Here is a 24,244-nt window from a genome sequence, read left to right as displayed (position 1 = left end):
GGGCAATGATGAATCGAAGCGGAGCGGTAACGGCGTCGTCCGCGCAGGCATGGTACGACGCTGACGTTCTCGTGATCGGCGGCGGTCCGGCTGGCGCGTGGGCGGCCATAGGCGCGTCGGCGCGCGGCGCGAAGGTGGTGCTCGTCGACAAGGGCTTTTGCGGCACCTCGGGCGCCACCGCGCCGTCCGGAACCGGTGTGTGGCACGTCGCGCCGGAGGAGAGCGCGCGTGAGTTCGCGAAGGCGAGCCGATTCAAGCTGGGCGGCGAACTCGCCGAGCAGGCGTGGATGGATCGCGTGCTCGAACAGACGTGGATCAACTGCGAACGACTCGCGCAGTGGGGCTATCCGTTTCCTGTCGACAACGCGGGGCTGGAGAAGCGCACGTCCTTGCAAGGCCCCGAATATATGCGGCTGCTGCGCAAGCGGGTGAAAGCCAGCGGCGCGCGCATTCACGACCATAGTCCCGCGCTCGAACTGCTGATCGACGAGCGCGGCGTAGTCGCGGGCGCGAAGGGTGTGCATCGTCAAACGGATGAAACGTGGATCGTGAAAGCCGGCAGCGTGATCATTGCGACCGGCGGCTGTGCGTTCCTCAGCAACGCGCTGGGCTGCAACGTCTTGACGGGCGATGGTCAGTTGATGGCGGCCGAGGCGGGCGCATCGTTTTCGGGCATGGAGTTTTCGAACGCCTATGGGCTGGGGCCCGCATTTGCGTCGGTGACGAAATCGCTGTTCTATACGTGGGCGACGTTCTACGACGAAGCGGGCAGCGTGATCGAAGGCGCGGGCTCCTCGCATGGCCGCGGCGTGATCGCGAAAACGCTCGAAACGCAGCCAGTATACGCGTGCCTCGATCGAGCCGATGAAGATATCCGCGCATGGATGCGTCGTGCCCAGCCTAACTTCTTTCTGCCGTTCGACCGGCGCGGCATCGACCCCTTCACTCAGCATTTTCCCGTGACCCTGCGGCTGGAGGGCACGGTGCGCGGCACAGGCGGCCTGCATCTCGTCGACGAAACGTGCGCAACGTCGGTGGAAGGTCTTTACGCGGCAGGCGACGCGGCCACCCGCGAGCTGATCTGCGGCGGCTTCACGGGCGGCGGCAGTCATAACGCGGCATGGGCAATGTCGTCGGGATTCTGGGCCGGGGCCGGCGCTGCTGATTACGCCCATGAGCAAAGGTCGGCGCGCACCGCACGCCGACTCTATGAGGCGGGAACCGTGGCATTGCGCGATGGCGCGAGCCCGGCCACCTTCGACAGCGAGGCCGTGATCCGCGCGGTCCAGCAGGAGGTCTTTCCCACGCAGCGCAACTGGACGCGCCGCGCCGATCTGCTCGAAGACTCCCTCGCGCGGCTCGACGCGCTATGGCGCCACGTGAGCGGTGCCCGCGCGGCGCCTGGCGCGCGCGCGGCCGTGCGTGCGCGCGAAGCCGCGGCAATGCTGGCGAATTCGCGTTGGATGTATCGCAGCGCGTTGCAGCGCAAGGAGACGCGCGGCATGCACCGGCGGCACGAGTACGCCGCCGCCGACCCGGCGCAGCGTCACCGGCTGTTGAGCGGCGGGCTCGACGAGGTGTGGGTCGAGCGCGTGTATGGTGTAGCCAGCGTGGGGGTGGCCGCGTGATCGAGATCGTCGATTCGTCGCTTTGCACGGGCTGCAATATCTGCGTGCGCGCGTGCCCGACCAATGTGTTCGATGCCGTGCCGGATGGCGTGCCGCGCATCGCGAGGCAGGAGGATTGCCAGACCTGTTTCATGTGCGAGCTCTATTGCCCCGAAGACGCGCTCTTCGTCGCGCCGGAGCCTGCACCGTGCCCGGAACTCAACGTGGACCCGGCGCTGGTGGGGAGCTATCGCCGCGCGGTGGGATGGGGCCGCGGCCGTCAGGCTACGGCAGCCGAGGACGCGAGTTATGAGCTGTTGGCGCGTGCGCATTGAGCGCCAGAGGTAACGAAAGACGCGTGCCGAGCAGTGCGCGCGTATGGTGATGCCGTGGGTCGGCGAATAGCGCGTCCGTGCTCGCGTTTTCGACGATCTCCCCGGCGTACATGACGAGCGCTCGTGCGCAGAGGATGCGCACGACGTCGAGATCGTGCGAAATGAAGAGCATGGCCATGCCGTGGCGCTCTCGCAACTGGTCGAGCGTGCGCAGGATGCCGGCCTGGACCGACACATCGAGCGCGGCCGTCGGTTCGTCGAGGATGAGCAGGTCCGGCTCGCTCGCAATCGCGCGCGCGATGCCCACGCGGGCGGCTTCGCCGCCCGAAAGCTGATGCGGGCGCAACGCGAGCCGCGAACGCGGCAACTCCACGCTGTGCGCGAGCGCGAGAACGCGTTCGCTTACCTCCGCACGGGAGCCAAAGCGTGGCGGCAACGCTGCCACGATGGCGTCGAAGGCGCTGGCTCGCGGATCGATGCTGTCTCGCGCATCCTGGAACACGAGCTGGATGCGCCGCCGCCATGCGGCGCGCGCGCTGCGTCGCGCCGGCGTCGCGGCGATGTCCTCGCCCTCGAAGCGGATCGTGCCTTCGTCGGGATCGTCGAGACGCGCGAGCAGGTTCGCGAGCGTGGACTTGCCGCTGCCCGACTGCCCGATCAGGCCGAGCGTTTCGCCGCGCGCAAGTTCGAACGAGACGCGCTTGACCGCCACTTGCGATCGATAGTGTTTGGTCAGGCCGGCAACTTCAAGCATGGCAATCCGTCAGGGGCAGGGTGGAAAGCGCGTCGGCCGACGCAGGGTGCCAGCATCGAAGGTGTCCGCCGCCGGTCGTTTCGACGACGGGCGGCGCCGCCTCGACGCATTGCGGAGTGGCATTCGCGCAGCGCGCGTGAAAGCGACAGGTGGCCCGATCGATGTGTGCGAGTTCGGGAAGCTCGCCCGGCACGCCCCGCAATTTCCCGAGCGTGGAGACGAGCGCCGGCGTTGCGCTGATGAGCGCGCGCGAGTAGGGGTGGCGCGCGTTGCGCAAAAAGTCGCGCGACGGCAGCACTTCAACGAGTTGACCCGCGTGCATGACCGCGACGCGATCGCTGTGATGAAGCGCCGCACCCAGATCGTGCGTGATCAGGAGCAGCGCCATGCGGCGTGCGCGCCGCAACTCGCCAATGAGTGTAAGCACCTGGGACTGCGTCACGGCGTCGAGGCCGGTGGTCGGTTCGTCCGCGACGAGTAGCGCGGCCTCGCGTGCGAGCGCGAGGGCAAGCGATACGCGCTGGCACAGGCCGCCCGAAAGCTCGTGCGGCCAGGCACGCAAATAGCGTTGCGCGGGCGACATCGCGACCTGTTCGAGCAGTTGCACCGCACGCTGCGCGCGCGCCCGGCGGGGCACGCGCATGGTTCGCAACACGTCGTCGAATTGCTGCCCGATGCGCCGCACGGGATTGAGCGCGGCGCGCGGATTCTGGAACACCATCGCTGCGGCTGGCGCACCGTCGCGTATTTCATGCCATCGCAGCGCGCCACCGCTCGCGTGCAGCGCGGGCGGCAGCAGGTTCATCACGGCAAACGCGGTGAGTGACTTGCCCGAGCCGCTCTCGCCGATCAACGCCACGGCTTCGCCGCGCGCGATACGCAGGTCGATGCCTTCGATCAACGCGTGCGTGCGACCGTGCGAGGCGAGTTCAATCCGCAGGTTGCGAATCTCCAGCAGAGAGTCAGTGACGGTTGATGGATCGGTCATCGTGAACGAGGGTCGAAAGCGTCGCGCAAACTGTCGCCTGCGCCGTTGAGCAAGAACACGGCCAGCGCGAGCGCGAGGCTCGGGAACGTGGCGAGCCACCATTGACCCGTCATCATGTACGGCGCGCCTTCGCCGACGAGCACGCCCCATTCGGCCGCGGGCGGCCGCACACCCATGCCGAGAAACGAGAGGCCCGCGCTATTGGTCATCGCCCAGCCCAGGTTCACGGTCATCTGTGCGCATAGCGCAGGCAGTGCGCCGGGCAGGAGGACGCGCAGCAGGATCTTCGTATCGCTCCAGCCGAAGAGTCGGGCGGCGTGCACGTAGTTTGCCTCGCGGCGTGCGGCGATCTCGGCGCGCGCGAGGCGGGCGTAGAACGGAATGTTGATGAGCGCCGTCGCGAGCACCACACTGCTCACCGAATTGCCGAGCACGGCAACGAGCGCTAGCGCGACGACGAACAGGGGAAACGCCATGAACACGTCCACCACACGCTGCAGCAGCCGGTCGATGCGCCCGCCCGCGAGGCCGGACGCGGCGCCAAGCACGCTGCCCGCGAGCGCCGCAATGCCGACGGCGCCGAGCGCGATCGACAGATCGAGCCGCGTGGCGACCACGACCCGTGCGAACAGATCCCGGCCGATCGCATCGGTGCCGAACCAGTGTGCGAGCGAAGGCGGCGCGAGCATATGCGCGACATGGGGCGCGGTCGGATCGGCGACGAACGAGGGGCCCGCGAGTGCGACGGCGAGCAAGGCCGCGGGCGGCACGAGCGCGCGCAGTTTGCGTCCACCCGCGTGGCTCCATCGCTGCGCGAGGAAGCTCAGCTTGACGGCGATGCGCGCCGGTGCGCGACGAACGAGCGTGGCGAACATCAGGCGACCCTCGCGCGCGGGTCGATCCACTGAATCAGCAGATCGACGATGAGATTCAGCACCGCGAATGCGATCGCGACGAACAGTACGAAGCCTTGAAGCGGTGCATAGTCGGCGTTGTTCAGCGCGTCGAGCGCGTAGGAGCCGATGCCCGGCCACGCAAAGATCTTTTCGACGATCACGTTGGCCGCGAGCATGTACGAGAACATCATGCCGGACGCCGTGATGATCGGCGCCGCGACCGGCGCGAGCGCGTAAGTCCACAGCACCTTTGCCCGCGAGAGACCGAGGCTGCGCGCGCTGCGCACCGGGTCGGCGGCGAGGCCTGTGAGCAGCGCCGAGCGTGTGATGCGCACGAGCGGCGGCAAGCCGAAGATGGCCATCGAGATCGCGGGCAACACGAGCCGGCGCAACGCATCGAGGGCGGCTTGCACGTCGCCGCTCAGCCATGCATCGACGAAGACGAAGCCTGTGCGTTCGGGCGGCGGCGCGAGCAATGCGTCGAGGCGGCCGGTCGGCTCGGGCGCCCAGCCGAGGCGGTAATAGAACACATAGACGAGCAGCAATGCAACGATGAAGGTCGGCAGGCAGCTACCGGCGCTCGAGACGGCGCGGGCAAAGCGGTCGATTGCCGTGTCGCGCGCGCAGGCCGCCGCGACGCCAAGCGGGATGCCCGCGAAGATGGCCAGCAGGAAGCCGCTCACGGTCAATTCGAGCGTTGCCGGCAGGCGCGCCAGCAGTTCGTCGAGCACCGCGCCGCCCGTCGTGAACGAGCGCCCCCAATCGCCGTGCGCGAGTCCGTTCAGCCAGTGCCAAAGCTGCCCGGGCATCGAGGCATCGAGGCCCAGATGGCGGCGGATTTCGGCGAGCCCGCGCGCGTCGGACTGCATGCCTGAGGCGAGCTGCGCGGCGGGATCGCCGGGCAGCAGGCGCACGAGCACGAAGGTGAAGACGGCCGCCGCCAATACCACCGGTACCGTGGCCGCCACGCGGACCGAAACGCGCTTGAAGAAAGCGAAGGACATGGTGCGGCGGCGCTACGCGCGCGAGAGCGTTCGGAAATCCACCTGGCCGTGGATGTAGTAGGTGAAGCCGCGCAGGTCGTCGCGCGTGGCGACGTCGAATGCGGGCTGCCACAGCGGTATCAGCGGTACCTGTTCGGTAACAAGCTTCGCGGCGTCGCGCATCAACTGATCGTAGCGGCTCGTGTCGCTTTCCCATCGCGCGGCGTCGGTGAGGCGCACGAGCGCAGGGCTGTCGAACGATCCGAAGTTCCAGCGCCAGTCGCCTTCGAAGAAGATCCGGTAGTAGTAGTCGGGGGCGTTGAACCAGGCCGACGACGAATCGATGAAGAAACCGAGCCGCTTGTCGGTTTGCAACTCGCCCCATTGCGCGCCCGACGATTTGTCGAGCGCCACCTGCACGCCGATCGCCTTCAGTGCGTCCTGGATTAGCAGCGCAGCGGGTTCGGCAATGGCGGCGTCCGTCGCGTTGTAGCTCAGCGTGGTCTGGAAGCCGTCGGGGTGGCCCGCTTCCTTGAGCAACGCGCGTGCGCGTTCGACATTCGTCGCGTAAGGGTAGCGCTGCGGCCACGCGGCCGACGGCGCTGTACCCGCCGCCGCGCCGAACAGCGGTGCGCCCTTGCCGTGATTGACGCCGTCGAACAGCGATTCATAGGGCAGCGCGTAGGCGATGGCCTGACGCACCTTTACCGAGTCGAACGGGGCCAGCCGGGTATTGAACGCGACGAAGCGGAACGTGTTGGTGACCGGAATCGACAGTGCCGCGACGCCGGCTTTCCCTTCCAGGGAGGCGAATTCACGCGGGGGCAGTTGCAGCACGATGTCCGCGTCGCCACGCTGCAGCGCGGCGAGCCGGTTCGAAGCGCTGGGTACGGCCTGGACGATGGCGCGCCGGACGAACGGCAAATCGCCGCTGCGCCAGCCGTCGAAGCGCTCGTAGGCGACCTGCTGCTGACTCTGCCACGCGGCCAGCCGGTACGCACCGCCGCCCGCCGGATGACTGCGCAGCCAGTTGGTTCCCCACGGATCGGCGGTCTCGGCATGCGACTTCACCTCCGTCGCGTTCAGCACCGAAGCGAAGGTCAGCGCGAGGTTGGGCAACGCGTAGCGGTCTGCGTGCGGCAGATCGATGCGCAGCGTGTGGGGGTTGACCACGACGAACTGCGCGGGATCGGTGAGCGAGCCGGTTGCAAGCTGGCGCTTCGACGCGGGCAGGCTCACCGCGCGGTCGAGCGACCATTTGACGTCGTCGGCGGTGACGGGGCGGCCATCGTGGAAGGTCGCGTCACGCCGCAAATGAAACGTGAGGCTGCGGCCGTCTTGCGTCGACTGGAACGATTCGGCCAGTTCGCCCTTCAGGTGGTCGTAGTCGTAGCGCCAGGCGTCGTGCTTGCGCGCGCTCGCGGAGTCGAGCAATCTGCGATCGAAGCTGACGAGGCGGTCATAGATGTTCGTGAAAAGCCCGAGCGATTCGCGGGAAACGCCGTCGCCGTGCGGGTCGAGCGAATTGCCGATGCCCTCGGCGAGCACGCGGACAATTTCACGGCGCTGCGGCGCGGGCACGGACGTGGGCACGGCGCTGGCGGGCGCGGCGGCGAGCCCGGTGAATCCTGCGCCCGCGGCGAGGCCCGTGCCGATCAGGAAGCGGCGTCTGGTGAGCGTTGTCATGTTCGTCTTGCTGTCGTCGTTTGAAGGGGCTTCACGCGCGTGGCGCGTGCGAAGCGTGCAGGTGATGCGGTGGATACCTCAGACCGAAGCGTGGCGTGCGGGCTCGGTGCCGTTGAGCCAGTGCGCGCCGACGACGTTGTATTTCCAGCGCACCGGATCATGCACGGTATGCGTGCGCGCGTTGCGCCAGTGCCGGTCGAGCGCGTAGCTGCGCAATGTCGATTGACTGCCGCCGAACTCGATCAAGGTGGTCGATGCGTCGAGTGCGAGTTCGGTGGTCATGATCTTGGCCTCGGCCACGGCGATGGAGGCCGCGGAGACGGCGGCGGCTTCGCCCGCCGGCGCGTCGCGCGCGGCGTCGAGGGCTTGGCCCGCGCGCGTGAGCAGGCCTTCGGCCGCGTGCAGGCGCACGATCAGCGCGCCGACCTTGTTGAGCGTGAGCGGATCTTCGCTCGCGTGTACGGCGCCGCTATCGGCCCACGGACGCGCCTTGTTGCGCAGCCAGAAGCGCAGGTCTCGCAGCGCGGCGCGCGCGATGCCCAGATCGATGGCCGCATGCAGCAACTGCGCGAACGGCCCGTGGATCGTGGGGGGCGAAAAAAGACGGTCGCGCGGCAACACGTGCAGCGCGTCCACGTGAACGTCATCGAGAAGTACCGTGCCGCTGGCCGTCGTGCGCTGGCCGAAGCCGTCCCAGTCGTCGATCACCTGCAGGCCCGGGCTGTTCCTGGGCACATAGGCGAGCCATTGATGGCCCTCGTCGTCGACGGCGGCAACAGGCACCCAGTGCGCGAAGAGCGCGCCTGTGGAGTAAGCCTTGCGCCCGTTCAGGCGCCATGCGCCGCCGCTGCGCACGAGGCGGGTGTGCATGGTTTTCGAATTGGCGGTGCCCGTTTCGGACACGGCGTTGCCGAAACGCCTGCCGGCCAGGGCCTCGCGAAAGAACAGCGCCTGCTGCGCATCGTTGCCGATGAGGCGCACCGCGTCGACGAGACAATAGTGATTTTGCGGGATCTGTCCGATGGCGGGATCGGCTTCGGACACGACGGCGAGCACCTCGGCGAGCGTGACATGCGAGACGGCCGCGCCGCCGTGGCTGCGCGGCACGGTGATCCCCCACAGGCCGGTGCGCGCGAAGGCTTCGATTTCTTCGTGCGGCAACGCGCGCTCGCGGTCGCGATCCGCCGCGCTGCCGGCGATCGAGTCGGCAAAGCACCGGGCCGCTTCGAGCGCGGCGGTATCGCCGGCGATGACGGTGACATCGGTTGCGTGCGCAGCGATGCCGTGCCGGGTAATCGTTTCGGTGGTCACAGGAAGTCCATGTCGAGATGAGCGTACCGTCAGGCGTCGCTGTGCGCGCGGCCCGGATGATTGGCAGGCAGCCGCGTGCGACCTTGCCCAAACAGTTTTTCGCGGTACGTGCCGGGCGCATAGGCTGTCTTGAAGCGGCCGCGCGTTTGCAGTTCCGGAATCACGAGCCGTGCGATGTCCGCAAAGCATTGTGGCGTGACGGTGCGCACCAGATTGAATCCGTCGATGCCGGCGCGATCCGCGAAATCGATCAGCCGGTTCGCGACCTCGGCCGGATCGCCCACGATGGGCTCGAAGCGGCCGCCCAGCGGCGCTTGCGCAAGCAGGCCGCGCACGGTCACGGGCTCGCCCGCGCGTGACAGACCGGCAACGGCCGATTGAATGCCGTTGCCGGCGGCGGCGGTAATGGGTTCGTCGAGTCCGTAGCGCGAAAAGTCGATACCGGTCGCGCTCGCAAGCTGCACGAGTGCGGCCAGCGGCTGCGCGTGGCGGCGGTAGGACGCGTAGCGCTCGAGCGCCTCGCTGCGCGTTTGCGCAACCACGACGACGACGCTCGTGAAAAGCCGCACGTCCTCGCGCGAGCGTCCGTGGCGCATCAGGTGCGCCTCAAGCGCGCGCGCATGAGCGGCCGTCGCGTCGAGGCCGTGATTGGGCAGGAAGATGCACTCGGCGTGGCGCACGGCGAAGTCCATGCCGCGCGCCGACGCGCCAGCCTGATACAGCACGGGCGAGCGCTGAGGTGACGGTTCGCTCAGATGGATGGCCTCGAACGGATGCCAGGGGCCGTCGTGCCGGATGGTGCGAATCTTCGCGGGATCGGCGAAGCGGCCGGTGGCGCGATCGCGCAGCACGGCGTCGTCGGCCCAACTGGTTTCCCAGAGCCGGTAGAGGCCTGCCAGGTAGTCGTCAGCGCGTTCATAGCGCTCGTCATGACCGATTGTCCCGCCGGCGCCGCTTGCGCGCGCCGCGCTGTCGAGAAAGCCGGTCACGATGTTCCAGCCAATGCGGCCGCGGCTCAGATGATCGAGTGTCGAGAAACGCCGCGCCAGCAGATAGGGCGGCTCGACTCCCGTTTGCGCGGTGAGGCCGAACGAGAGATGCTCGGTGACGGCCGCCATCATACTCACGACGGGAACCGGATCGTTCACGGGTGTTTGAATGGCGTGTGCGAGCGCGGCCTCCGGGCCACCGCCGTAGACGTCGTACACGCCGAGCGCATCCGCGAGAAAGAGCCCGTCGAACATGCCTTGTTCGAGCACGCGCGCAAGTTGCAGCCAGTACGCGGCGTCGGTGTAGCGCAGGGCGGTGTCGTCGGGATGCGTCCAGAGTCCGTGCGATAGATGACCCGGCGCGTTCATGTCGAACGCGTTCAACAGCAGGTGACGCGGTTCAGCCGGGCTGCTCAAAACGGACGGCTCCCCGCAAGGCTGATGCGCTTGAGGACGCGCCGTTCGCCGGAGTCGAAATCGTCGCGGCCGTGCAGGGTGGCCTGGTTGTCCCAGAACACGATATCGCCAACGCTCCAGCGGTGCCGGTAGGCGAATCGCGGCGAGAGGATATGGGCCCGCAAGGCCTCGATGAGTTGCGCGCCTGCGCCCGGCTCGTAGTCGACAAGCTCGACTTCGGTGCGCGCGCCCAGATAGATCAGGCGGCGGCCGCTTTCAGGGTGCGTACGCACGAGCGGGTGATCGATGAACGGACGCAGCGGCTCGATGCCGGGATGCCGATAAAGCGGAATGCCTTCCGGCAGCGGGTGTTTGCGCCGAAGGAACGGGTTGTACGTGATGAGCCGCAGGCAGTTGATTTGCGAGCGAAGATCGGCGGGCAACGCGTCGTACGCCGCCGCGAGGTTGTACCAGGTCGTGTCGCCGCCGTTCTCCGGCACTTCGAGCGCATAGAGCAGCGAGCCCGACGAAGGTTGCGGCGTCCAGTGGTGATCAGAATGTGCGGGTAGCTCGATGTTGCCGAGCACGCCGTCGTCGACATTCGAGACGAGCACGATGTCCGGGACGGTGCCGTCGTCATGCGAGCCGAGCACGGGCGCATCGCGGGGCGGCACGTAGACGGAGCCGAACCACGACGCGAGCCGTCTGAAGGCCGTGTCATCGAGTTGCTGGTTCTTGAAGATGAGAATGTGATGGTCGCGCAGCGCCTGCTTGAGCGCAAGGATCTGCGCCGCGCTCACGGCACTTGCCCCGTCGAAGCCGTTCACTTGCGCGCCGAGCGGTGCATCGAGCGGAGCGATCGTGAAGGCGTCCGCCCGTGACCCGTTGGTCGAGATGTCTGTCATATCGATGGAATTGGCGCGTCGTTTGTTGATTAGGTATACGACGTAATTGGAGAAAGTCGAGTGTAAGTTCGCGCGAATCGGAACTGGAAATTATTTTTTTGTATAAATAAAGAACGAACAGGAGCGCGCTTATGGCTTATTGGTGTATTCGTCGATATTGCGCGATGCGACGACGCAGGCGTGTTGATATGGATGTTTTTACGCCGATCTGCACGAACGTAAAGGAGGGGCTTCGATATATATTTTGTGGTTGCTCGTGCAACCATATTGAAGAAGCCGTGGTGGCGAGAAGGCGCATCGCGGATGCGCCTTCGGGAACTGTCAGCGAAGCGCGATCGGCGCGTCGTTTGCGCGACGCGCGTCCTCAAGAAGCGGCTTGCCGGGGCCGGCCAGCCATTCGTCGAAGCGAAGAAGCGGACCGAATTCGCGGTCGAGTGCCCGGATATCCGCGTGGCCGGTGAGCCGATCTTCGTCAATCAGGCTCGCCAGTCGGCCAAGGAACGGGTCCTGTTCCAGCAGAATGTCCGCAAAGCGGTGATAGGCGATCGGCGTGCCTGCGGCGCGGCTAAGGCTTTCCCGCAGGCGCGCGGCGGTGAGTTCGTCGCCCGCGATTTCGATGGTCCGTCCAACGTAGCGTTCCGGCGCATAGAATATCGTGGCGACGATCTTGCCGATGTCTTGCACGGCAATGATCTGTCCGCGTTGCTCCTCGCGAAGGAAGAACGTGAAGATGTCCTTGTCTAGACCCATGCCCGGCAGCATCAGCATCTCCATGAATCCGGCGGGACGCACAATTGTGCTGTTCAGATCAAGACGACGGATGTGCGCTTCTATCTCCGATTTGCTGTCGAAATGACCCATTCCGGTCTTTTCTTCGCCGGCCGCATTGACCGACGTATAAACCAGGTGCTCGACACCCGATTCCAGCGCAATGTCCGCAATGGCCTTGCCGTAGCAGATTTCCTCCTCGTCGGACACCCCGTACACTGCGCCTTGCCCTGAGCTTGGCTGCACGCTGAAGACGCCATAAATGTCTTTCATCGCGCGTCGGATCGACGCGCTGTCCGCCAGGTCGCCCACCGCCATATCCGCGCCTAGCGAAGCCAGCGACTTCGCTCTGGCGCTGGCAGGATCGCGGACGAATGCCCTGACTGCCCATCCATTCGCCCTGAGCGCAGAGGCGACCGCTCCTCCCTGTTGTCCCGTTGCGCCAAACACGAGCACGGGGTTCCTGGAGACCGGGCCGCCGGTTTCCGGATTGACTGACATGTTCACTCTCCTCGTTATCAGAGGTGATTCATGGTATAGATTTGAAACCTGAATGCAATTACGCACCTGAACGCTACCAGGTACCCCGGAGGATCCCATGTCCGCGTCATCCCATGAAGACCTCGAACTGAATCGCTTCGTGCTTGAAGAGATCACGAGCAAGTGGTCGCTGCTGGTTCTCGATTGCCTCTGCAGTGGCCCGATGCGATTCAACGCGCTGCGCAGGGCGAACGAAGGCATTACGCAGAAGTCGCTGACGCAATGCCTGCGCCGCCTGGAATTTAACGGCTTCATCAAGCGGACGGTCGTCAGTACCGCTCCGGTGGCCGTGACCTACGAAATCTCGCAACTGGGGCGCTCGCTCGAACCACATCTGCGCGCGATTCTGGAATGGGCAGAGCAGCATCGGCACGCGGTCGAGGCCGCGCGGCAAGCTTTTTCTGCGGCGCAAGGCCCGGTTCAGGGGGAAGGAGGTTTTTCGACGCAGTAGATGCGAAGCGTCATCGCAGGTTTCACCTCGGATGCCCGGGCCGCAATGAATCGACCGTGAGGGCGCTGTCTCGATCGGGACGGCGCGAGGCATCACAGCGCGCCGGGGCGCGGATCGGGCACGAAGCCGTCGCGGTTGGGCATGTATAGCAGGCCGTGCGTGAACTGGACGGGCAGCCCGCTGGGGCCGTTCCATTCGTTGCCGGTGTTGCCCGAGCATTCGAGAAAGTGCACGCGCGACTCGGACGGGAAGCGCACGAGGCGGTCCATCGTGAAGAGTCGTGGCTCGCGCACGAGGCCATGCACGACGAGGCGATGCTGGTCGGGATCGATGGCGGGCACGCCGGCATGGGGGATTACGTGCGCCACATTCGAACGCCGTGACCTGACAACCTTTGACCGATTCGCCGATCGCTGTTCGCGCCGCAGGATTGAGAGGGCTGCGCACTCGATCAGGCGTCTACATAGAGCCCGGCCAGATTGCCGCAGAGTCCGTCCGCCGTGACCGTGTGTCCATGCACCCGCTTGTTGTAGAGCGTGACCTGCTTGAGTGTGATGAGGTTGTAGACCGGCAGATCATCCGCCACCTTCAACTGAAACTCCTTGAAGATCTCGATACGCTTGTTCCGGTCGACCGCCACCGCGGCCGCTTCCAGAAGCCTGTCCGCGTCCGCGTTCTCGTAATGGCTGGCATTGGAGAAGGGCACGCCGGGCTTGAAATTCTTCGACCAGTAGATGCGCTGGACACCCACAGTCGGGTCGAAGGTGTTGCCCATGAAGTTTGCGTCGATATCGAACGCACGATCCGTGAACACACGTTTTACATAAGTCGGGAAGTCTTGCGAGCGAACCGTTGCGTCGATACCGACACGTCTGAGCGATTGCCTGAGAAACTGTGCGAGTAGCTGAAACGACGGATCGTACGGGTTGTAGTCGATTGTCAACGGGAAACGGAATGACTGCCCCTCTCCCTTGCGCCGATAGCCCGCGTCATCCAGCAGCTTCTCCGCGAGTGCCGGATCGTATGGATAGGACTTTACGGCGGGGTCGTAGAACTGGCTCAGCAAAGGGCTGATCGCCGCCGGCGAGGGCACGCCGTAACCATAGAAGACGGATCGCAGGATCGCCTGGCGATCAATGGCATGACCGATGGCGTGGCGGATGCGTACATCTTTCAGATACGGGTTGTCGAGGTTGAAAACCAGTTGAGTCAATGCGGCATCGTAGCTGTAGCCGCGCGTTTCGAGTTGCAGATGCGGCTCCTTCGTGAGCCTGGCGATGTCCGTCAACGGCACGGGGTTTTCGCCGGCAAGATCGAGCTCTCCGGTTTCGAGCGCGGCAGCGCGTGCGGCGGCATCCGGGATGAACGTCAACCAGAGTTCATCGACATACGGCTTCGGTGCATCCCAGTAGTCGGGGTTGCGCACCAGACGGACATGACTGCCGCGCACCCACTCCTTGAACAAATACGGCCCGGTGCCGATTGGCTTCGTATTGTTAGGATTATTAAGCGGATCGCCCTCGGCATAGAGGTGAGCCGGAACGATCGGCGACTCGGACGCAGCCAGCGCATAGAGCAGATAGGGCGCAGGGCGGGAGAGTCTCAGCACGGCGGTATGAGCATCCGGCGTATCGACACCCGATACGTTCGCGAAGGTGGCGCGGCCACGCGGGTGATACGTCTGCAGGAGCTTGATGGACTGCGCGACATCCTGCGAGGTGAACGGCTTGCCATCGTGCCATCGCACGTTCTCACGAAGATGAAACGTGTATTGCAGGCCATCGCTGCTGATTTCCCACTTCGTCGCCAGTTGCGGTTGAGGTTGCACGTCGAAGTCGTAAGCGAGCAGACCATCCGTTATCTTGGGACTCGCCTTGTCCTCCGCGCCTGCCGTCGTCGCGAAGTTGACCAGCACGTTCGGTTCCGGATTGACCAGCAGCGTCACGCGGCCGCCGCGCCTGGGCGCAGGTGATCCGGATGGTTTGCCGCCGACTTGCTGCGCGTACGCGGCGGATGGCGTGCCAATTGCTGACGCCAGTACGGTGGCGCCGGCGGCGGCCCCGAGTCCCTGGAGGAAGGCGCGGCGTTTCAGAGCGTGATGGCCATTCGACGACGCGAGTGCATGTTTGGATGGCGGTGCGGAAGTGGGTTTTCCTGCTTTGCGGCGCATGACGAACCACTCGGTAATTGGGGCGATTTAGTGTAGGCACGCCTCAATTGTGAGGTGAACCATTCGATCATCGGATGCTTATGATGAAAGCGATTACATGCATATGGTTGTGCTGGGAGTGTTGCGACGTCACACCTCGTTGACGGGGGGCGAGCCCCAGAACAATCACGCCAGCTGCTCTCCGCGCGGTGCGAAGCTCAGCGCCAGCACGGCGAAGATCAGCACGCCGGTTGCGACCTGCTGCCAATAGAAATTCCAGCCAATCAGCAACAGGCCATTGGCCACGAGGCTGATCAGCAGAACGCCGAGCAGCGTGCCGGTCACGCCTGGCCGTCGGCTCGACGACAGCGTGGTGCCGATGAAGGTTGCGCCGATCGCGTTCAGCAGATAACCATTGCCCGCCTGCGGGACGTACGCCTTGACCGTCGACGACAGCAACACGCCGACCACGCCATAGATTAACGCGCTGGCAATCAGCGTCCACGACACGATCGCGCCGACGGGCAGCCCCGAGTAGCGTGCGACGCCCGGTTGTGCGCCCAACGCGGCGGCCTGCCGTCCAAACACCGAGCGCGCCGAGGCCACGTGAACCGCGCCAGCCAGTATCGCGACCAGCCACAGCGGCACAGGAATTCCGGCGATTGCGCCGTGTGCCAGCTCGCTGAACAGCGCCGACAGCGGGACATTGAGCAAATAGACTGGCTGTCCGCCGTCGGTCGCCAACTGCTGCACGGTTTGTCCGATGAACAGCGTGCCAAGCGTGGCGAGAAACGGCGCGATGCCGAAGCCGGCGATCAACACGCTGTTGAGCGCGCCGACCGCCAGCGCTGCCACGAATCCGCCCAGTATGGCGAGCGGCAGCGCCGTCTGATGCGCGCTGAGCAGCACGAACGCGAGGCTCGCAACGTCGATCGACGTGCCCAACGATAGATCGATCGCACCGATTGACAACGCCAGCGTCATCCCCAGCGACGCGATCGCGAGCAACGCGAAGTTGTTTAGGAGCACGTTCGCCAGATTGTCGGCGCGCGCGAAGCCGGGCGCGACCGCCGAGAAAAATGCAAACACGGCGAAGAGTGCGACGATCAACGCGTAGCGCTGCACCCGGGCGATCCGGTTAGTCATTTGCATGGTTCCCGGTGTGGCGTCGGCGCATCACAGCGGTGGTGGCGACGACGAACAGGATCAGCGCGCCCTCGACACCGTTGACCCAATAACTCGACAGATTGTCGAGCTGGAAGCCATTGTTGACGAGGCCGACAAACAGCACGGCAAGCAAGGTGCCCGGAATGGTCGGCACGAGCCGCCGTGAGAATACGACGCCCAATAGTGCCGCCGCGATGACCGCCAGCAGATTCTCGCCCGCGCCTGGCGAACTTCCGCTCAGCAGCGCAGAGGATGCAAGGGCCGCCAGCGCGGCCGAGAGACCGCTGACCACATAGCTCGAAGCAACATACCGGTCTGTGCGGATTCCCGCGGCGCGCGCGGCGTCGCGATGCGCGCCGGTCGCGCGCAGGCGCAAGCCGAATGCGGTGTAGTGGATCAGCAGCGTGAACAGCACGGCGACGCCTATGAGCGCATACGCGAGATGCGGCACGTCGAACGGGCCGCTATCCAGCAGGAACGTCATCAGCGGCGAGGCGACCGGGACAGACGTATTCTGCGTCAGCACCAGTTCGAGGCCTGCGGCGATATTCATCGTCGTCAACGTGGCGAGCAACGGGAAGATGCCCAGCGCGATCACCGCGAATGCGTTCAACGCGCCGATCGCGGCACCTGCGGCGAGCGTCAGAACCAGCGCGGCGCCTTCCGGCAGACCGTCGCGCAAACTCACGGCATAGACCGCCGCGCACCAGCCCATGTTCGCCGCGATCGACAGATCGAGTCCGCCCTTGATCGGATCCGCGCCGCCGCCGATCAGAACGGCGGTCAGCCCAAAGCCGAGAATGCCTACCACGACCGATTGCTGCAATACGTTCGCCAGATTCGCTATGCTCAGGAATAGCGGAGAACTCGCGGCGAAGACCGCGGCCACCAGCGCAAACGCCAGCACGGCGCAGCCGCGCAGCCAGAACTGCGCGCCGAACCATCCGGACGGCAACGCAACGCGTGGGCGCTCCCGTGTATCGTCAAGTACCTTGCTCATGCGGCGCGCTCCGTACGCTGCGCGCGGCTCGGCTCGGCTGTCGCCTCCCCGTTGGATCCGGTGCGAGCGCCAGTGGCCCATGCAAGCACCTCCTGACTCGAGGTTTCGCGCGAGATCAATTCCTTGACGATGCGCCCTCGCGTCATGACCAGCACGCGATCGGTCACTTCCAGCAGTTCGATCAGGTCGCTCGAAAACAGCAGCACGGCCGCGCCGTCGTTGGCGAGCCGCTCGAGCATCCGGTAGATCTCGGTCTTTGCACCGATATCGACGCCCACAGTGGGTTCGTCGAGCAGATAGATTCTCGACCCCGGTCCGGCGCCGCGAATCAGCCATTTGCCTAATGCGACCTTCTGCTGATTGCCGCCCGACAGATGACGCACCGGCGCTTCCGGGCCGGGTGCGCGGATGCTGAACGCGTCGATCGCCTGCCGCACGGCCTGGCGCTCGTCGCGTCGCGCCAGCAATCCGAAGCGGCTGAAACGCGCGAGGCTCGACAGCGTGAGGTTTTCGCGCACGCTCAGCGACGGCGCGACACCATGCGCGCGACGATCTTCGGGCACGAAGGCGATGCCGGCGCGCACCGCGTCGGCGGGGCGGCGCAGTCGCACGGGCTTGCCGTCGAGTGTGATCGCGCCGCGAACCTCGCGTTCGAGTCCGAACAGGCTGCGCACCAGTTGCTTGCCGCCCGAGCCCAGCAGCCCGGTCACGCCGACGATCTCGCCGCGCCCGAGTTCGAACGAAATCTGCTCGAAGCGCTTGTCCGCGTGGAGCTCGTGCACCGACAGAAGCGGGGCGCTTGCGGTTCGCGGCGCACGCGCTGTGCGGGGCGTCGCGTCGGTGCCGATCATCGCGCTGACCAACGCTTCGGTCGGGGTTGTGCGAGCGTCGACGTGCGCGACGTCCTTGCCGTCGCGCAAGACCGTGACCCGATCGCAGATCGCCGCGATTTCGTTCAGATGATGAGACACATACAGGATTGTCAGGCCGCGCTGCCGCAGGCGATCGATCGTCTGAAGCAGACGCTCGACTTCGCGATTGACGAGCGCGGCAGTCGGTTCGTCGAACACCAGAATGCGCGGCTCGCGCATCAACGCACGGGTGATCTGCACGATCTGCTGTTCGGCCACGCTCAACTCGGCGATCAGACGGTTGGGCGCGAGATCGATGCCGAAATGCGTTGCGACCGCTTCGCGCGCCTCACGCTGCATGCGCCGGACGTCGAGTATGCCCAGAGGAGAACTGCGCCGATCGAAGCGCGTGCGGCGCGTGCCGAGAATCGGCTCGTTGCCGCTTAGCAAGGCTTCGGCGACCGTGAAGGTGGCGGGCAGTAGCCGTTCCTGATGAATGAAACCGATCTGCGATAGCGGCTCACGTGACGCGCTTCCGTTCGGACCCCGGTCCACGCCGTCCACCGCGATGGTCCCGTCGTCGGCATGGTGAATACCGGCGAGTATCTTGATCAGCGTCGATTTTCCCGCGCCGTTCTGACCGATCAGGCCATGCACGGTGCCGCGCCGCACTTCCAGCGATGCGGCGCGCAGCGCGGGCACACCGTTGAACTGCTTGACGACGTCACGCAGCGCGAGCGCGGGAATGTACTGCGTCATTTCGATGCGATGCTGCCGTTCGGTACCGTTTGCCCGAGCGTCTGCTGAATGGCGCCGGCGTTATCTTTCGTGACAAGGATCGACGGCACGTAGGTGTATGGCGCCAGATTCTTCTCGCCGGCGAGATAGCGCGCAACGTTGTCGACCGCGGTTTTGCCGATCAGCGCGGGTTGCTGCGCGACCACGGCGGCCGCGCTCGAATTCGGGTCCTTGACGAGGTTGACTACGTCCGGGCTGCCGTCTACCGCATAGGTTTTGATTTCCGTGCGGTGCGCGGCGTCGATAGCCTGCGTCGCGCCGACTTGCGGCACGTCCCACGCGGCCCAGATCGCGGCGATCTGCCCCTTCGGATATTTGGTCAGCAACTGGCTGATCTGCGCGTACGCGCTTTGTACGGTGTTCGGAATCACATCGCGCAGTTCGGGCTGGATGATGTGCACCTTCGGGTAGTACTTCAGCACGGCTTTCAACTGGTCATAACGGATTGCGCACACCGGTACGCCATAAAAACCGTTGAACACGAGAATGTTGCCTTCGCCGTGAATGTCGTTGACGAGTTTCAGCGCCAACTGTTCGCCGATGAAGAAATTATCCGACGTGGTGTCGTTCAGGCTGGACGGCGAGGCCGTATCGATTGTGAAGAGCGGGATGCCTGCTTGGCGGATTTTCTGCAACCAAGGCTCCAGCACGCTCGCCGTGCCCAGTTGTTCGACGATCGCGTCGGGCTTCTGCGCGATCAGTGTCTGGATCTGCGCGATCTGCCGATTGTCGTTGCGGCCCGCATCGAGTGCGATCGGCGTACCGCCCAGCCGTTTGACTTCGTCGACCGCACCTTGATAGGCCTTCAGGTCCCAGTAGTGATCCGTGCCGGCTGCCGTAATGCCGATCCGCTTGCCTTTCAGCGACGGCACGTCCTTGTCGGCCGCGTCCTGCGCGTGTGCGCCGATACCGGCCCCCAGAAGAGAAAGCGTGACGAGTGCCGGAAGAAACTGCCTCAGTTTGCTATGGATTTTTTTCATGTCGTCGTGGAGTCGAAGCGGGTGAAGCGATCCGACGACTTTAAACAACAACACGACGCTGGAAACGAACAAATCCCGCTAAGGTTATCAGGGGGATGTTGCGGTGCTTAGTACGAATGGCGCAGATCGCTGGGACGAGTCCAAAGGATCGAACCGTAGCCAGGCCAAAAAGGCGTTTGCGCGCCACGCCAATCTGACGACTACCTCGGTCATGCTGTATGGGATCATCGATTCAGGTCTCGGCGAAGTGAACAACCAGGGTGGCAAATCGAACGTTCAGGCGACTTCAGGCGGGCTGTCGGGCAGCCGGTTCGGATTCCGGCCTCACGCGCAACCAGCATTGCGCAGAACCGCCAGGGAACACGGCTCATCGCGTCTGTTCGCGACGACCCTGGTTGCTCTGTCGACGCAATGAATCAAGCCGGGCGGGGACCATCGGCGGTCCAGCGCCCCGTTGAGTCGACTTCGATCGGCACGACGGCATTTAGCGGCATATCCGGATGCAGCGACGAGAGCTCCGTGGGAATGCGTCGAGCAGCATGACCGGTACGCGGCCCTTGTTGCGAGTCCGGATGACGCGCAGCGCGCGCTCGCTGGATTCCCGCCGATCAGTAACCGACCTTCTCAGTCCAGCGCGGCGCGCAGGGATATTCATTCCGCTTCTTTCGATCTGACCGATTCTTGGTTCCGTTTCGCGGCAGTGCTTTTTATGCTGGCAGGTTCGATGAGTATGCCGCGGCACACGCGGCCCCTCACGCCACACGCTAAAAAAGGGGAAAGCACATGCAGAATCAAAAGACGAAGATGCCGCTGCGGCGGCATATCGGCCAGTCGCTGCGCGCCTGGCGCAAGCCGGCCGCGCTGTGGCTGCTCGGCCTGGTCGCGATGATCGCCGCGCCGGCATGGGCGGCCGCCGCCGCACCCGCGGAACTCAAGATCGACTACGCGTACTACTCGCCGGAAAGTCTGGTGATCAAACGCAATGGCTGGCTCGAGCAGGAGTTCGCGCCGGATCATACGCAGGTGCGCTGGGTGCTGAGCCTCGGCAGCAACCGCGCACTGGAGTATCTGAACAGCGGCGCCATCGATATCGGCTCGACCGCGGGCCTCGCGGCCGTGCTCGGCAAGGCGAACGGCAATCCGATCAAGACCGTGTATATCTTCTCGCGCCCGGAGTGGACGGCGCTGGTTGTGCGCAAGGATTCGCCGCTGAAGTCGCTCGCCGACCTCAAGGGCAAGAAGATTGCCGCCACGAAGGGCACCGATCCCTACCTCTTCACGCTGCGCGCACTGCATACCGTCGGCCTGACGAAGGATGACGTCGAGATCGTCAATCTTCAGCATCCGGATGGCCGCACGGCGCTGATCAACGGTCAGGTCGATGCGTGGGCCGGGCTCGATCCCCACATGGCCGCCGCGGAAGTCGACAACGGCGCGCGTCTGCTGTACCGCAATGTCAGCTTCAACACGTGGGGCTTCCTGAACGTGCGCGAAGTGTTCCTGAAACAGTACCCGGACACCGTCACGCGCGTGCTGAAGGTCTATGAGCGTGCGCGGGAATGGATTGGCGCGCACCCCGACGAGGCGGCGCAAATCGTTTCCGAAGACTCGAAGGTGTCGCTCGCGGTCGCGAAGCTGCAACTGAGCCGCAACGACTTCAGCCACCCGCAGCCGGGTGCGGAACAGATCAAGGCGCTGGAAGCTGCCGCGCCGATCCTGGTTCAGGAGCAACTGGTCAAGTCGGGCACCGATCTGAACCAGGTGATCGAATCGCTGATCGACGCGCAGGCGGCGCAGCCGGCGCTGGCATCGGCGCAACATTAATAACCGGGCAGGCTGACATGGCAGTGGAAGAAGCGGCAGCACGCTCGCTGGCGCAGTCCGGTGAGGTTACGGCGGGGCGAAGGACTGAGGCTCCCGCGTATGGCGACACGCAACGCACCAGCGCGCCGGTGCGGGAAGCGGGTGCCCCGCAAGAGCGTGCGCCGCGCGCCTGGCGCATGGCGGGCTTGCTGCTGCCGGTCGCCTTCCTGCTTGTCGTGGAAGTGCTCGTGCGTGCGCAGGTGCTGCCGGACAATCTCGTGCCCGCGCCTTCGGAGATCGCGCAGGCGCTCTGGCAGCTCGGCGGCGCAACCCTGTTGAAGCACATCGTGCAGAGCACGGCGCGCGTGGCGGCCGGGTTCGCGTGCGGTGCGCTGTTCGCGGTAATCGTCGGCGCGGCGATGGGCTTGAGCCGCCGGCTCGACGCATTGCTCGATCCGAGTTTTCAGGCGCTGCGTGCGATTCCGTCGCTTGCGTGGGTGCCCGTGCTGCTGCTCTGGATGGGCATCGATGAGGCGCCAAAAATTACGCTGGTCGCGATTGGCGCATTCTTTCCGGTGCATCTGAGCGTGCTCTCTGGAGTCCGAAACGTCGATCGCAAGCTCGTCGAGCTCGGTGCCGTCTATCGGCTGTCTTCGTGGCGCTTCTTCGTGCGCATTTTGCTCCCGGCCGCGCTGCCTCATATTTTCACAGGGCTGCGCACGGGGCTGGCGGTCTCGTGGATGTTCGTCGTCGCGGCCGAGCTGATCGCCGCAACGCGCGGGCTTGGCTACCTCCTGAGCGACGGGCGCGAGACGGGCCGGCCCGATATCGTGTTTGGCGCCATCATCCTGCTGGGATTGCTCGGCAAGTTGACCGACAGCGCAATGAAGGCGCTCGAGGCACACGTGCTGTCCTGGCGCGACACGAGTGTCGAGGGAGCGCGCACATGATGGCGGCTTCGTTGACCAGCACGGCGCGCGAGACGTATCCGCCCCTCGTCGATATCGACATCCGCCAGAAGCGCTACGGCGAGCGGCCGATTCTCGACAGCCTGCGGCTCACGCTCGCGCCCGGCGAGATCGTGGCGCTGCTCGGCCCGAGCGGCTGCGGCAAGAGTACGCTGCTGCGCATTGCGGCGGGGCTGGATCGCGACTACGCGGGCACCGTCTCGTACAACGGCGAAGTGCAACGCGGGCCGTCGCCGCTCGCGGGCGTGATCTTTCAGGAGCCGCGCTTGTTGCCATGGCTGCGCGTGGGCGATAACGTGTGCTTTCCGCAGCGCGCTCGCGGCGACGTGCTCGCACGCGCGCAGTCGCTGCTCGAAGAGGTCGGCTTGCGTCCCGAAGACGGTGCGCTCTGGCCGAAGCATCTCTCGGGAGGCATGGCCCAGCGCGTGGCGATTGCACGCGGCCTGTTCACGCAGCCGCAGCTGCTGTTGCTCGACGAACCATTCAGCGCCGTCGACGCAATGACGCGTATGCGCCTTCAGGACCTGCTGCTCGCCATCGTGGATGCCCATCGAACGGCCGCGCTCGTCGTCACGCACGATATCGACGAGGCGCTGCATCTGGCCGATCGGATCGTCTTGCTGGAGCCTGCCGGTGGAGCACGGACACGACCTGCCAGCCGCATTTTTGAAGTGGGCGGCCCGCGTCCGCGCCGGCGCGAGGACACGGCCCGCTCGGCATGGCGCAGGATCCTGTTCGAGGGGCTGGAGACATTGGTGCGGTGAAGAACCGTTTCCTCCGCTCACACGTACGCGCGCGTCTGGCGCGACATCGCTGCAATGAAAAATCTGGATCTCGAACTTCTGCGCACCTTCGTGGCGGTGGCCGAACGCGGTCGCGGATTACTCGAATACCGGGCTGCGCCCCTTCAGGAAACGTTCGATGGTGGTTGGGCAGAGGTTGACGAACCGACATTTGCCCGTCGGATCGTAAGAGTCATTGACCTCCGCGATATTCGACAGCGCCATGCGTCATGGCGAGACCGTAGGTGCCGACGGCATTGCGCAGGTTCCCCTTAATGCAGACGATCTTCAGCGTGAAGTCGAGCAGTCGAGCGAATTGGCGGGTACCGAGCCCCGTCATGCATTTTCACTTGCTTGCCCTGTACCGGAATCTTTTTTCAGCGCACCGCTGATCCATCGCTCCCCGGAAGCCTTGAGATGAGCACGCATCGCTGTCTGCGCCGCGATGGGATCGCTGGCCTGCAGGGCCCTCAGGATTTCTTCGTGCTCGCATACTGCCTCGGTCCAGGTTTGAGGACTTTCCGTATGACCGCGCATGGCGGCCGCGATCGGATCGTGGCGGCTATCGAAGAGTTCGCCGACGAAACGACTCAGTACGGAGTTACCAGCCGCCTCCGCGATCAGCATGTGGAATTGCCGGTCCGCTTCAACGGGGGATTTGCCCGCTGCTGCAAGTCTGCGCATCCGCTCGATTGAGCGGCGCAGGCGATCGAGCGTGGCGGCGGTCATGCGCGCAGCGGCGAGCACCGATACGCTGCCTTCGATCGCAGCGCGCGCCTGCATCAACTCGGACGGGCTATCGCCGAGCGATCCCACCGCGCTCTCATCATCGATACCTGTCTCACGCACGTAGACACCGGATCCGACACGGATCTCGACCTTTCCACCGATCTCCAGCGCAATAAGCGCCTCACGTAGGGAGGGCCGCGAGACGCCTAGCTTGATGGCGAGTTCCCGCTCCGGCGGCAGGCGCTCGCCCGCCGGGAATTCACCCTGACGAATCAATGTGAGGATCTGGGTAGCAATGGATTGGTAAAGCCGCTTGGGTTCGGTTGATTTCACGATGAGGTTCGGTGCCTGCCAGTTGCCGACAAGTTGAACGGCTCATAGAGTCTAGCATTTCGGCTGAAGTACCGT

General features: G+C 65.0%; 23 protein-coding genes and 1 pseudogene. 7 read left to right on the top strand and 17 right to left on the bottom strand.

Translation table 11 applies throughout. From position 1 onward, the window contains the following. Positions 1-8 precede the first annotated feature (8 nt). Together BFD71_RS00170 and BFD71_RS00165 are read left to right on the top strand one after the other, a co-directional pair. Positions 9-1,628, top strand: a complete 1,620-nt coding sequence (locus tag BFD71_RS00170; protein ID WP_218108642.1) for an FAD-dependent oxidoreductase — start codon at positions 9-11, stop codon at positions 1,626-1,628. Next, on the top strand, positions 1,625-1,942 hold the full coding sequence (locus tag BFD71_RS00165) for a 4Fe-4S dicluster domain-containing protein (RefSeq protein WP_069261287.1): 318 nt from the start codon (positions 1,625-1,627) through the stop codon (positions 1,940-1,942). Before BFD71_RS00170 ends, BFD71_RS00165 begins: the two co-directional genes overlap by 4 nt. Here the strand turns inward: BFD71_RS00165 and BFD71_RS00160 are convergent. From BFD71_RS00160 to BFD71_RS00120, 9 genes are all read right to left on the bottom strand, one after another. Further along, complete coding sequence (locus tag BFD71_RS00160; RefSeq protein ID WP_069261286.1) at positions 1,893-2,696, bottom strand: ABC transporter ATP-binding protein; 804 nt, start codon at positions 2,694-2,696, stop codon at positions 1,893-1,895. The genes BFD71_RS00165 and BFD71_RS00160 overlap by 50 nt on opposite strands. Beyond that, positions 2,689-3,684 carry an ABC transporter ATP-binding protein gene (locus tag BFD71_RS00155; RefSeq protein WP_069261285.1) on the bottom strand — a complete coding sequence of 332 codons (996 nt, stop codon included), beginning with the start codon at positions 3,682-3,684 and terminating at the stop codon, positions 2,689-2,691. The genes BFD71_RS00160 and BFD71_RS00155 overlap by 8 nt, the downstream gene beginning before the upstream one ends. Continuing rightward, a complete protein-coding gene (locus BFD71_RS00150) occupies positions 3,681-4,559 on the bottom strand; it encodes an ABC transporter permease (RefSeq protein ID WP_069261284.1) in 879 nt (292 codons plus the stop codon). The genes BFD71_RS00155 and BFD71_RS00150 overlap by 4 nt, the downstream gene beginning before the upstream one ends. Next, positions 4,559-5,584 carry an ABC transporter permease gene (locus BFD71_RS00145; protein ID WP_069261283.1) on the bottom strand — a complete coding sequence of 342 codons (1,026 nt, stop codon included), beginning with the start codon at positions 5,582-5,584 and terminating at the stop codon, positions 4,559-4,561. Before BFD71_RS00145 ends, BFD71_RS00150 begins: the two co-directional genes overlap by 1 nt. A 12-nt stretch (positions 5,585-5,596) precedes the next feature. Next, positions 5,597-7,249: an ABC transporter substrate-binding protein gene (locus BFD71_RS00140; RefSeq protein ID WP_069261282.1), complete on the bottom strand. Its 1,653-nt coding sequence runs from the start codon at positions 7,247-7,249 to the stop codon at positions 5,597-5,599. 78 nt (positions 7,250-7,327) lie between these two features. After that, positions 7,328-8,560, bottom strand: a complete 1,233-nt coding sequence (locus tag BFD71_RS00135) for an SfnB family sulfur acquisition oxidoreductase (RefSeq protein WP_069261281.1) — start codon at positions 8,558-8,560, stop codon at positions 7,328-7,330. Between the two features lie 29 nt (positions 8,561-8,589). Continuing rightward, a complete protein-coding gene (locus tag BFD71_RS00130) occupies positions 8,590-9,966 on the bottom strand; it encodes an LLM class flavin-dependent oxidoreductase (RefSeq protein WP_256094433.1) in 1,377 nt (458 codons plus the stop codon). Next, complete coding sequence (locus tag BFD71_RS00125) at positions 9,963-10,850, bottom strand: TauD/TfdA dioxygenase family protein (protein ID WP_069261280.1); 888 nt, start codon at positions 10,848-10,850, stop codon at positions 9,963-9,965. Before BFD71_RS00125 ends, BFD71_RS00130 begins: the two co-directional genes overlap by 4 nt. Before the next feature lie 321 nt (positions 10,851-11,171). Next, positions 11,172-12,119 (bottom strand): NmrA/HSCARG family protein, encoded by a 948-nt coding sequence (locus BFD71_RS00120; protein WP_069261279.1) that lies wholly within the window; start codon positions 12,117-12,119, stop codon positions 11,172-11,174. Positions 12,120-12,258: 139 nt separating this feature from the next. Between BFD71_RS00120 and BFD71_RS00115 the strand changes: the two genes are divergently transcribed. Beyond that, complete coding sequence (locus BFD71_RS00115; protein WP_256094432.1) at positions 12,259-12,609, top strand: winged helix-turn-helix transcriptional regulator; 351 nt, start codon at positions 12,259-12,261, stop codon at positions 12,607-12,609. A gap of 146 nt (positions 12,610-12,755) precedes the next feature. Here the strand turns inward: BFD71_RS00115 and BFD71_RS40225 are convergent. From BFD71_RS40225 to BFD71_RS00085, 6 genes and pseudogenes are all read right to left on the bottom strand, one after another. Continuing rightward, positions 12,756-12,959 (bottom strand): annotated as a pseudogene (locus tag BFD71_RS40225) (molybdopterin-dependent oxidoreductase); the annotation flags it as partial. A gap of 101 nt (positions 12,960-13,060) precedes the next feature. Next, entirely contained in the window at positions 13,061-14,779 is a 1,719-nt protein-coding gene (locus BFD71_RS00105) for an ABC transporter substrate-binding protein (RefSeq protein WP_083244965.1), read from the bottom strand. A gap of 165 nt (positions 14,780-14,944) precedes the next feature. Further along, on the bottom strand, positions 14,945-15,904 hold the full coding sequence (locus tag BFD71_RS00100; protein WP_069261276.1) for an ABC transporter permease: 960 nt from the start codon (positions 15,902-15,904) through the stop codon (positions 14,945-14,947). Continuing rightward, positions 15,897-16,925, bottom strand: a complete 1,029-nt coding sequence (locus tag BFD71_RS00095; RefSeq protein WP_069261275.1) for an ABC transporter permease — start codon at positions 16,923-16,925, stop codon at positions 15,897-15,899. Before BFD71_RS00095 ends, BFD71_RS00100 begins: the two co-directional genes overlap by 8 nt. Beyond that, positions 16,922-18,535: a sugar ABC transporter ATP-binding protein gene (locus BFD71_RS00090; protein WP_069261274.1), complete on the bottom strand. Its 1,614-nt coding sequence runs from the start codon at positions 18,533-18,535 to the stop codon at positions 16,922-16,924. The genes BFD71_RS00095 and BFD71_RS00090 overlap by 4 nt, the downstream gene beginning before the upstream one ends. Next, positions 18,532-19,554, bottom strand: coding sequence for a sugar ABC transporter substrate-binding protein (locus BFD71_RS00085; RefSeq protein ID WP_069261273.1), 1,023 nt, complete (start codon positions 19,552-19,554; stop codon positions 18,532-18,534). Before BFD71_RS00085 ends, BFD71_RS00090 begins: the two co-directional genes overlap by 4 nt. Positions 19,555-19,657: 103 nt before the next feature. Between BFD71_RS00085 and BFD71_RS40220 the strand changes: the two genes are divergently transcribed. From BFD71_RS40220 to BFD71_RS00070, 4 genes are all read left to right on the top strand, one after another. Beyond that, a complete protein-coding gene (locus tag BFD71_RS40220) occupies positions 19,658-19,969 on the top strand; it encodes a hypothetical protein (RefSeq protein ID WP_141710533.1) in 312 nt (103 codons plus the stop codon). Between the two features lie 470 nt (positions 19,970-20,439). After that, positions 20,440-21,378: an aliphatic sulfonate ABC transporter substrate-binding protein gene (locus BFD71_RS00080; protein ID WP_069261823.1), complete on the top strand. Its 939-nt coding sequence runs from the start codon at positions 20,440-20,442 to the stop codon at positions 21,376-21,378. Between the two features lie 17 nt (positions 21,379-21,395). Continuing rightward, complete coding sequence (locus BFD71_RS00075) at positions 21,396-22,307, top strand: ABC transporter permease (RefSeq protein ID WP_083244964.1); 912 nt, start codon at positions 21,396-21,398, stop codon at positions 22,305-22,307. Then, on the top strand, positions 22,304-23,089 hold the full coding sequence (locus BFD71_RS00070; RefSeq protein ID WP_256094431.1) for an ABC transporter ATP-binding protein: 786 nt from the start codon (positions 22,304-22,306) through the stop codon (positions 23,087-23,089). Before BFD71_RS00075 ends, BFD71_RS00070 begins: the two co-directional genes overlap by 4 nt. Positions 23,090-23,300: 211 nt before the next feature. On the opposite strand, the gene BFD71_RS41240 is transcribed toward BFD71_RS00070, so the two are convergent. After that, entirely contained in the window at positions 23,301-23,447 is a 147-nt protein-coding gene (locus BFD71_RS41240; RefSeq protein WP_176732800.1) for a hypothetical protein, read from the bottom strand. Next, positions 23,444-24,169 (bottom strand): FadR/GntR family transcriptional regulator, encoded by a 726-nt coding sequence (locus BFD71_RS00065; RefSeq protein WP_069261270.1) that lies wholly within the window; start codon positions 24,167-24,169, stop codon positions 23,444-23,446. Before BFD71_RS00065 ends, BFD71_RS41240 begins: the two co-directional genes overlap by 4 nt. Between the last annotated feature and the right edge of the window lie 75 nt (positions 24,170-24,244).

This window comes from Paraburkholderia nodosa (genome assembly GCF_001718195.1).
GTDB classification, from domain to species: Bacteria; Pseudomonadota; Gammaproteobacteria; order Burkholderiales; family Burkholderiaceae; genus Paraburkholderia; species Paraburkholderia nodosa_A.
Note: the sequence above shows the minus strand (reverse complement) of the source record. Positions and strands in the feature narration are given on the sequence as shown.

Excerpts from the sequence above, each read along its gene's own strand:
- BFD71_RS41240 (WP_176732800.1), bottom strand. The coding sequence starts at position 23,447 with ATGACGGGGCTCGGTACCCGCCAATTCGCTCGACTGCTCGACTTCACG.
- BFD71_RS00160 (WP_069261286.1), bottom strand. The coding sequence starts at position 2,696 with ATGCTTGAAGTTGCCGGCCTGACCAAACACTATCGATCGCAAGTGGCG.
- BFD71_RS00070 (WP_256094431.1), top strand. The coding sequence starts at position 22,304 with ATGATGGCGGCTTCGTTGACCAGCACGGCGCGCGAGACGTATCCGCCC.
- BFD71_RS00120 (WP_069261279.1), bottom strand. The coding sequence starts at position 12,119 with ATGTCAGTCAATCCGGAAACCGGCGGCCCGGTCTCCAGGAACCCCGTG.
- BFD71_RS00150 (WP_069261284.1), bottom strand. The coding sequence starts at position 4,559 with ATGTTCGCCACGCTCGTTCGTCGCGCACCGGCGCGCATCGCCGTCAAG.
- BFD71_RS00075 (WP_083244964.1), top strand. The coding sequence starts at position 21,396 with ATGGCAGTGGAAGAAGCGGCAGCACGCTCGCTGGCGCAGTCCGGTGAG.
- BFD71_RS00125 (WP_069261280.1), bottom strand. The coding sequence starts at position 10,850 with ATGACAGACATCTCGACCAACGGGTCACGGGCGGACGCCTTCACGATC.
- BFD71_RS00095 (WP_069261275.1), bottom strand. The coding sequence starts at position 16,925 with ATGAGCAAGGTACTTGACGATACACGGGAGCGCCCACGCGTTGCGTTG.
- BFD71_RS00090 (WP_069261274.1), bottom strand. The coding sequence starts at position 18,535 with ATGACGCAGTACATTCCCGCGCTCGCGCTGCGTGACGTCGTCAAGCAG.
- BFD71_RS00080 (WP_069261823.1), top strand. The coding sequence starts at position 20,440 with ATGATCGCCGCGCCGGCATGGGCGGCCGCCGCCGCACCCGCGGAACTC.
- BFD71_RS00170 (WP_218108642.1), top strand. The coding sequence starts at position 9 with ATGAATCGAAGCGGAGCGGTAACGGCGTCGTCCGCGCAGGCATGGTAC.
- BFD71_RS00145 (WP_069261283.1), bottom strand. The coding sequence starts at position 5,584 with ATGTCCTTCGCTTTCTTCAAGCGCGTTTCGGTCCGCGTGGCGGCCACG.
- BFD71_RS00105 (WP_083244965.1), bottom strand. The coding sequence starts at position 14,779 with ATGCGCCGCAAAGCAGGAAAACCCACTTCCGCACCGCCATCCAAACAT.
- BFD71_RS00085 (WP_069261273.1), bottom strand. The coding sequence starts at position 19,554 with ATGAAAAAAATCCATAGCAAACTGAGGCAGTTTCTTCCGGCACTCGTC.
- BFD71_RS00100 (WP_069261276.1), bottom strand. The coding sequence starts at position 15,904 with ATGACTAACCGGATCGCCCGGGTGCAGCGCTACGCGTTGATCGTCGCA.
- BFD71_RS00140 (WP_069261282.1), bottom strand. The coding sequence starts at position 7,249 with ATGACAACGCTCACCAGACGCCGCTTCCTGATCGGCACGGGCCTCGCC.
- BFD71_RS00155 (WP_069261285.1), bottom strand. The coding sequence starts at position 3,684 with ATGACCGATCCATCAACCGTCACTGACTCTCTGCTGGAGATTCGCAAC.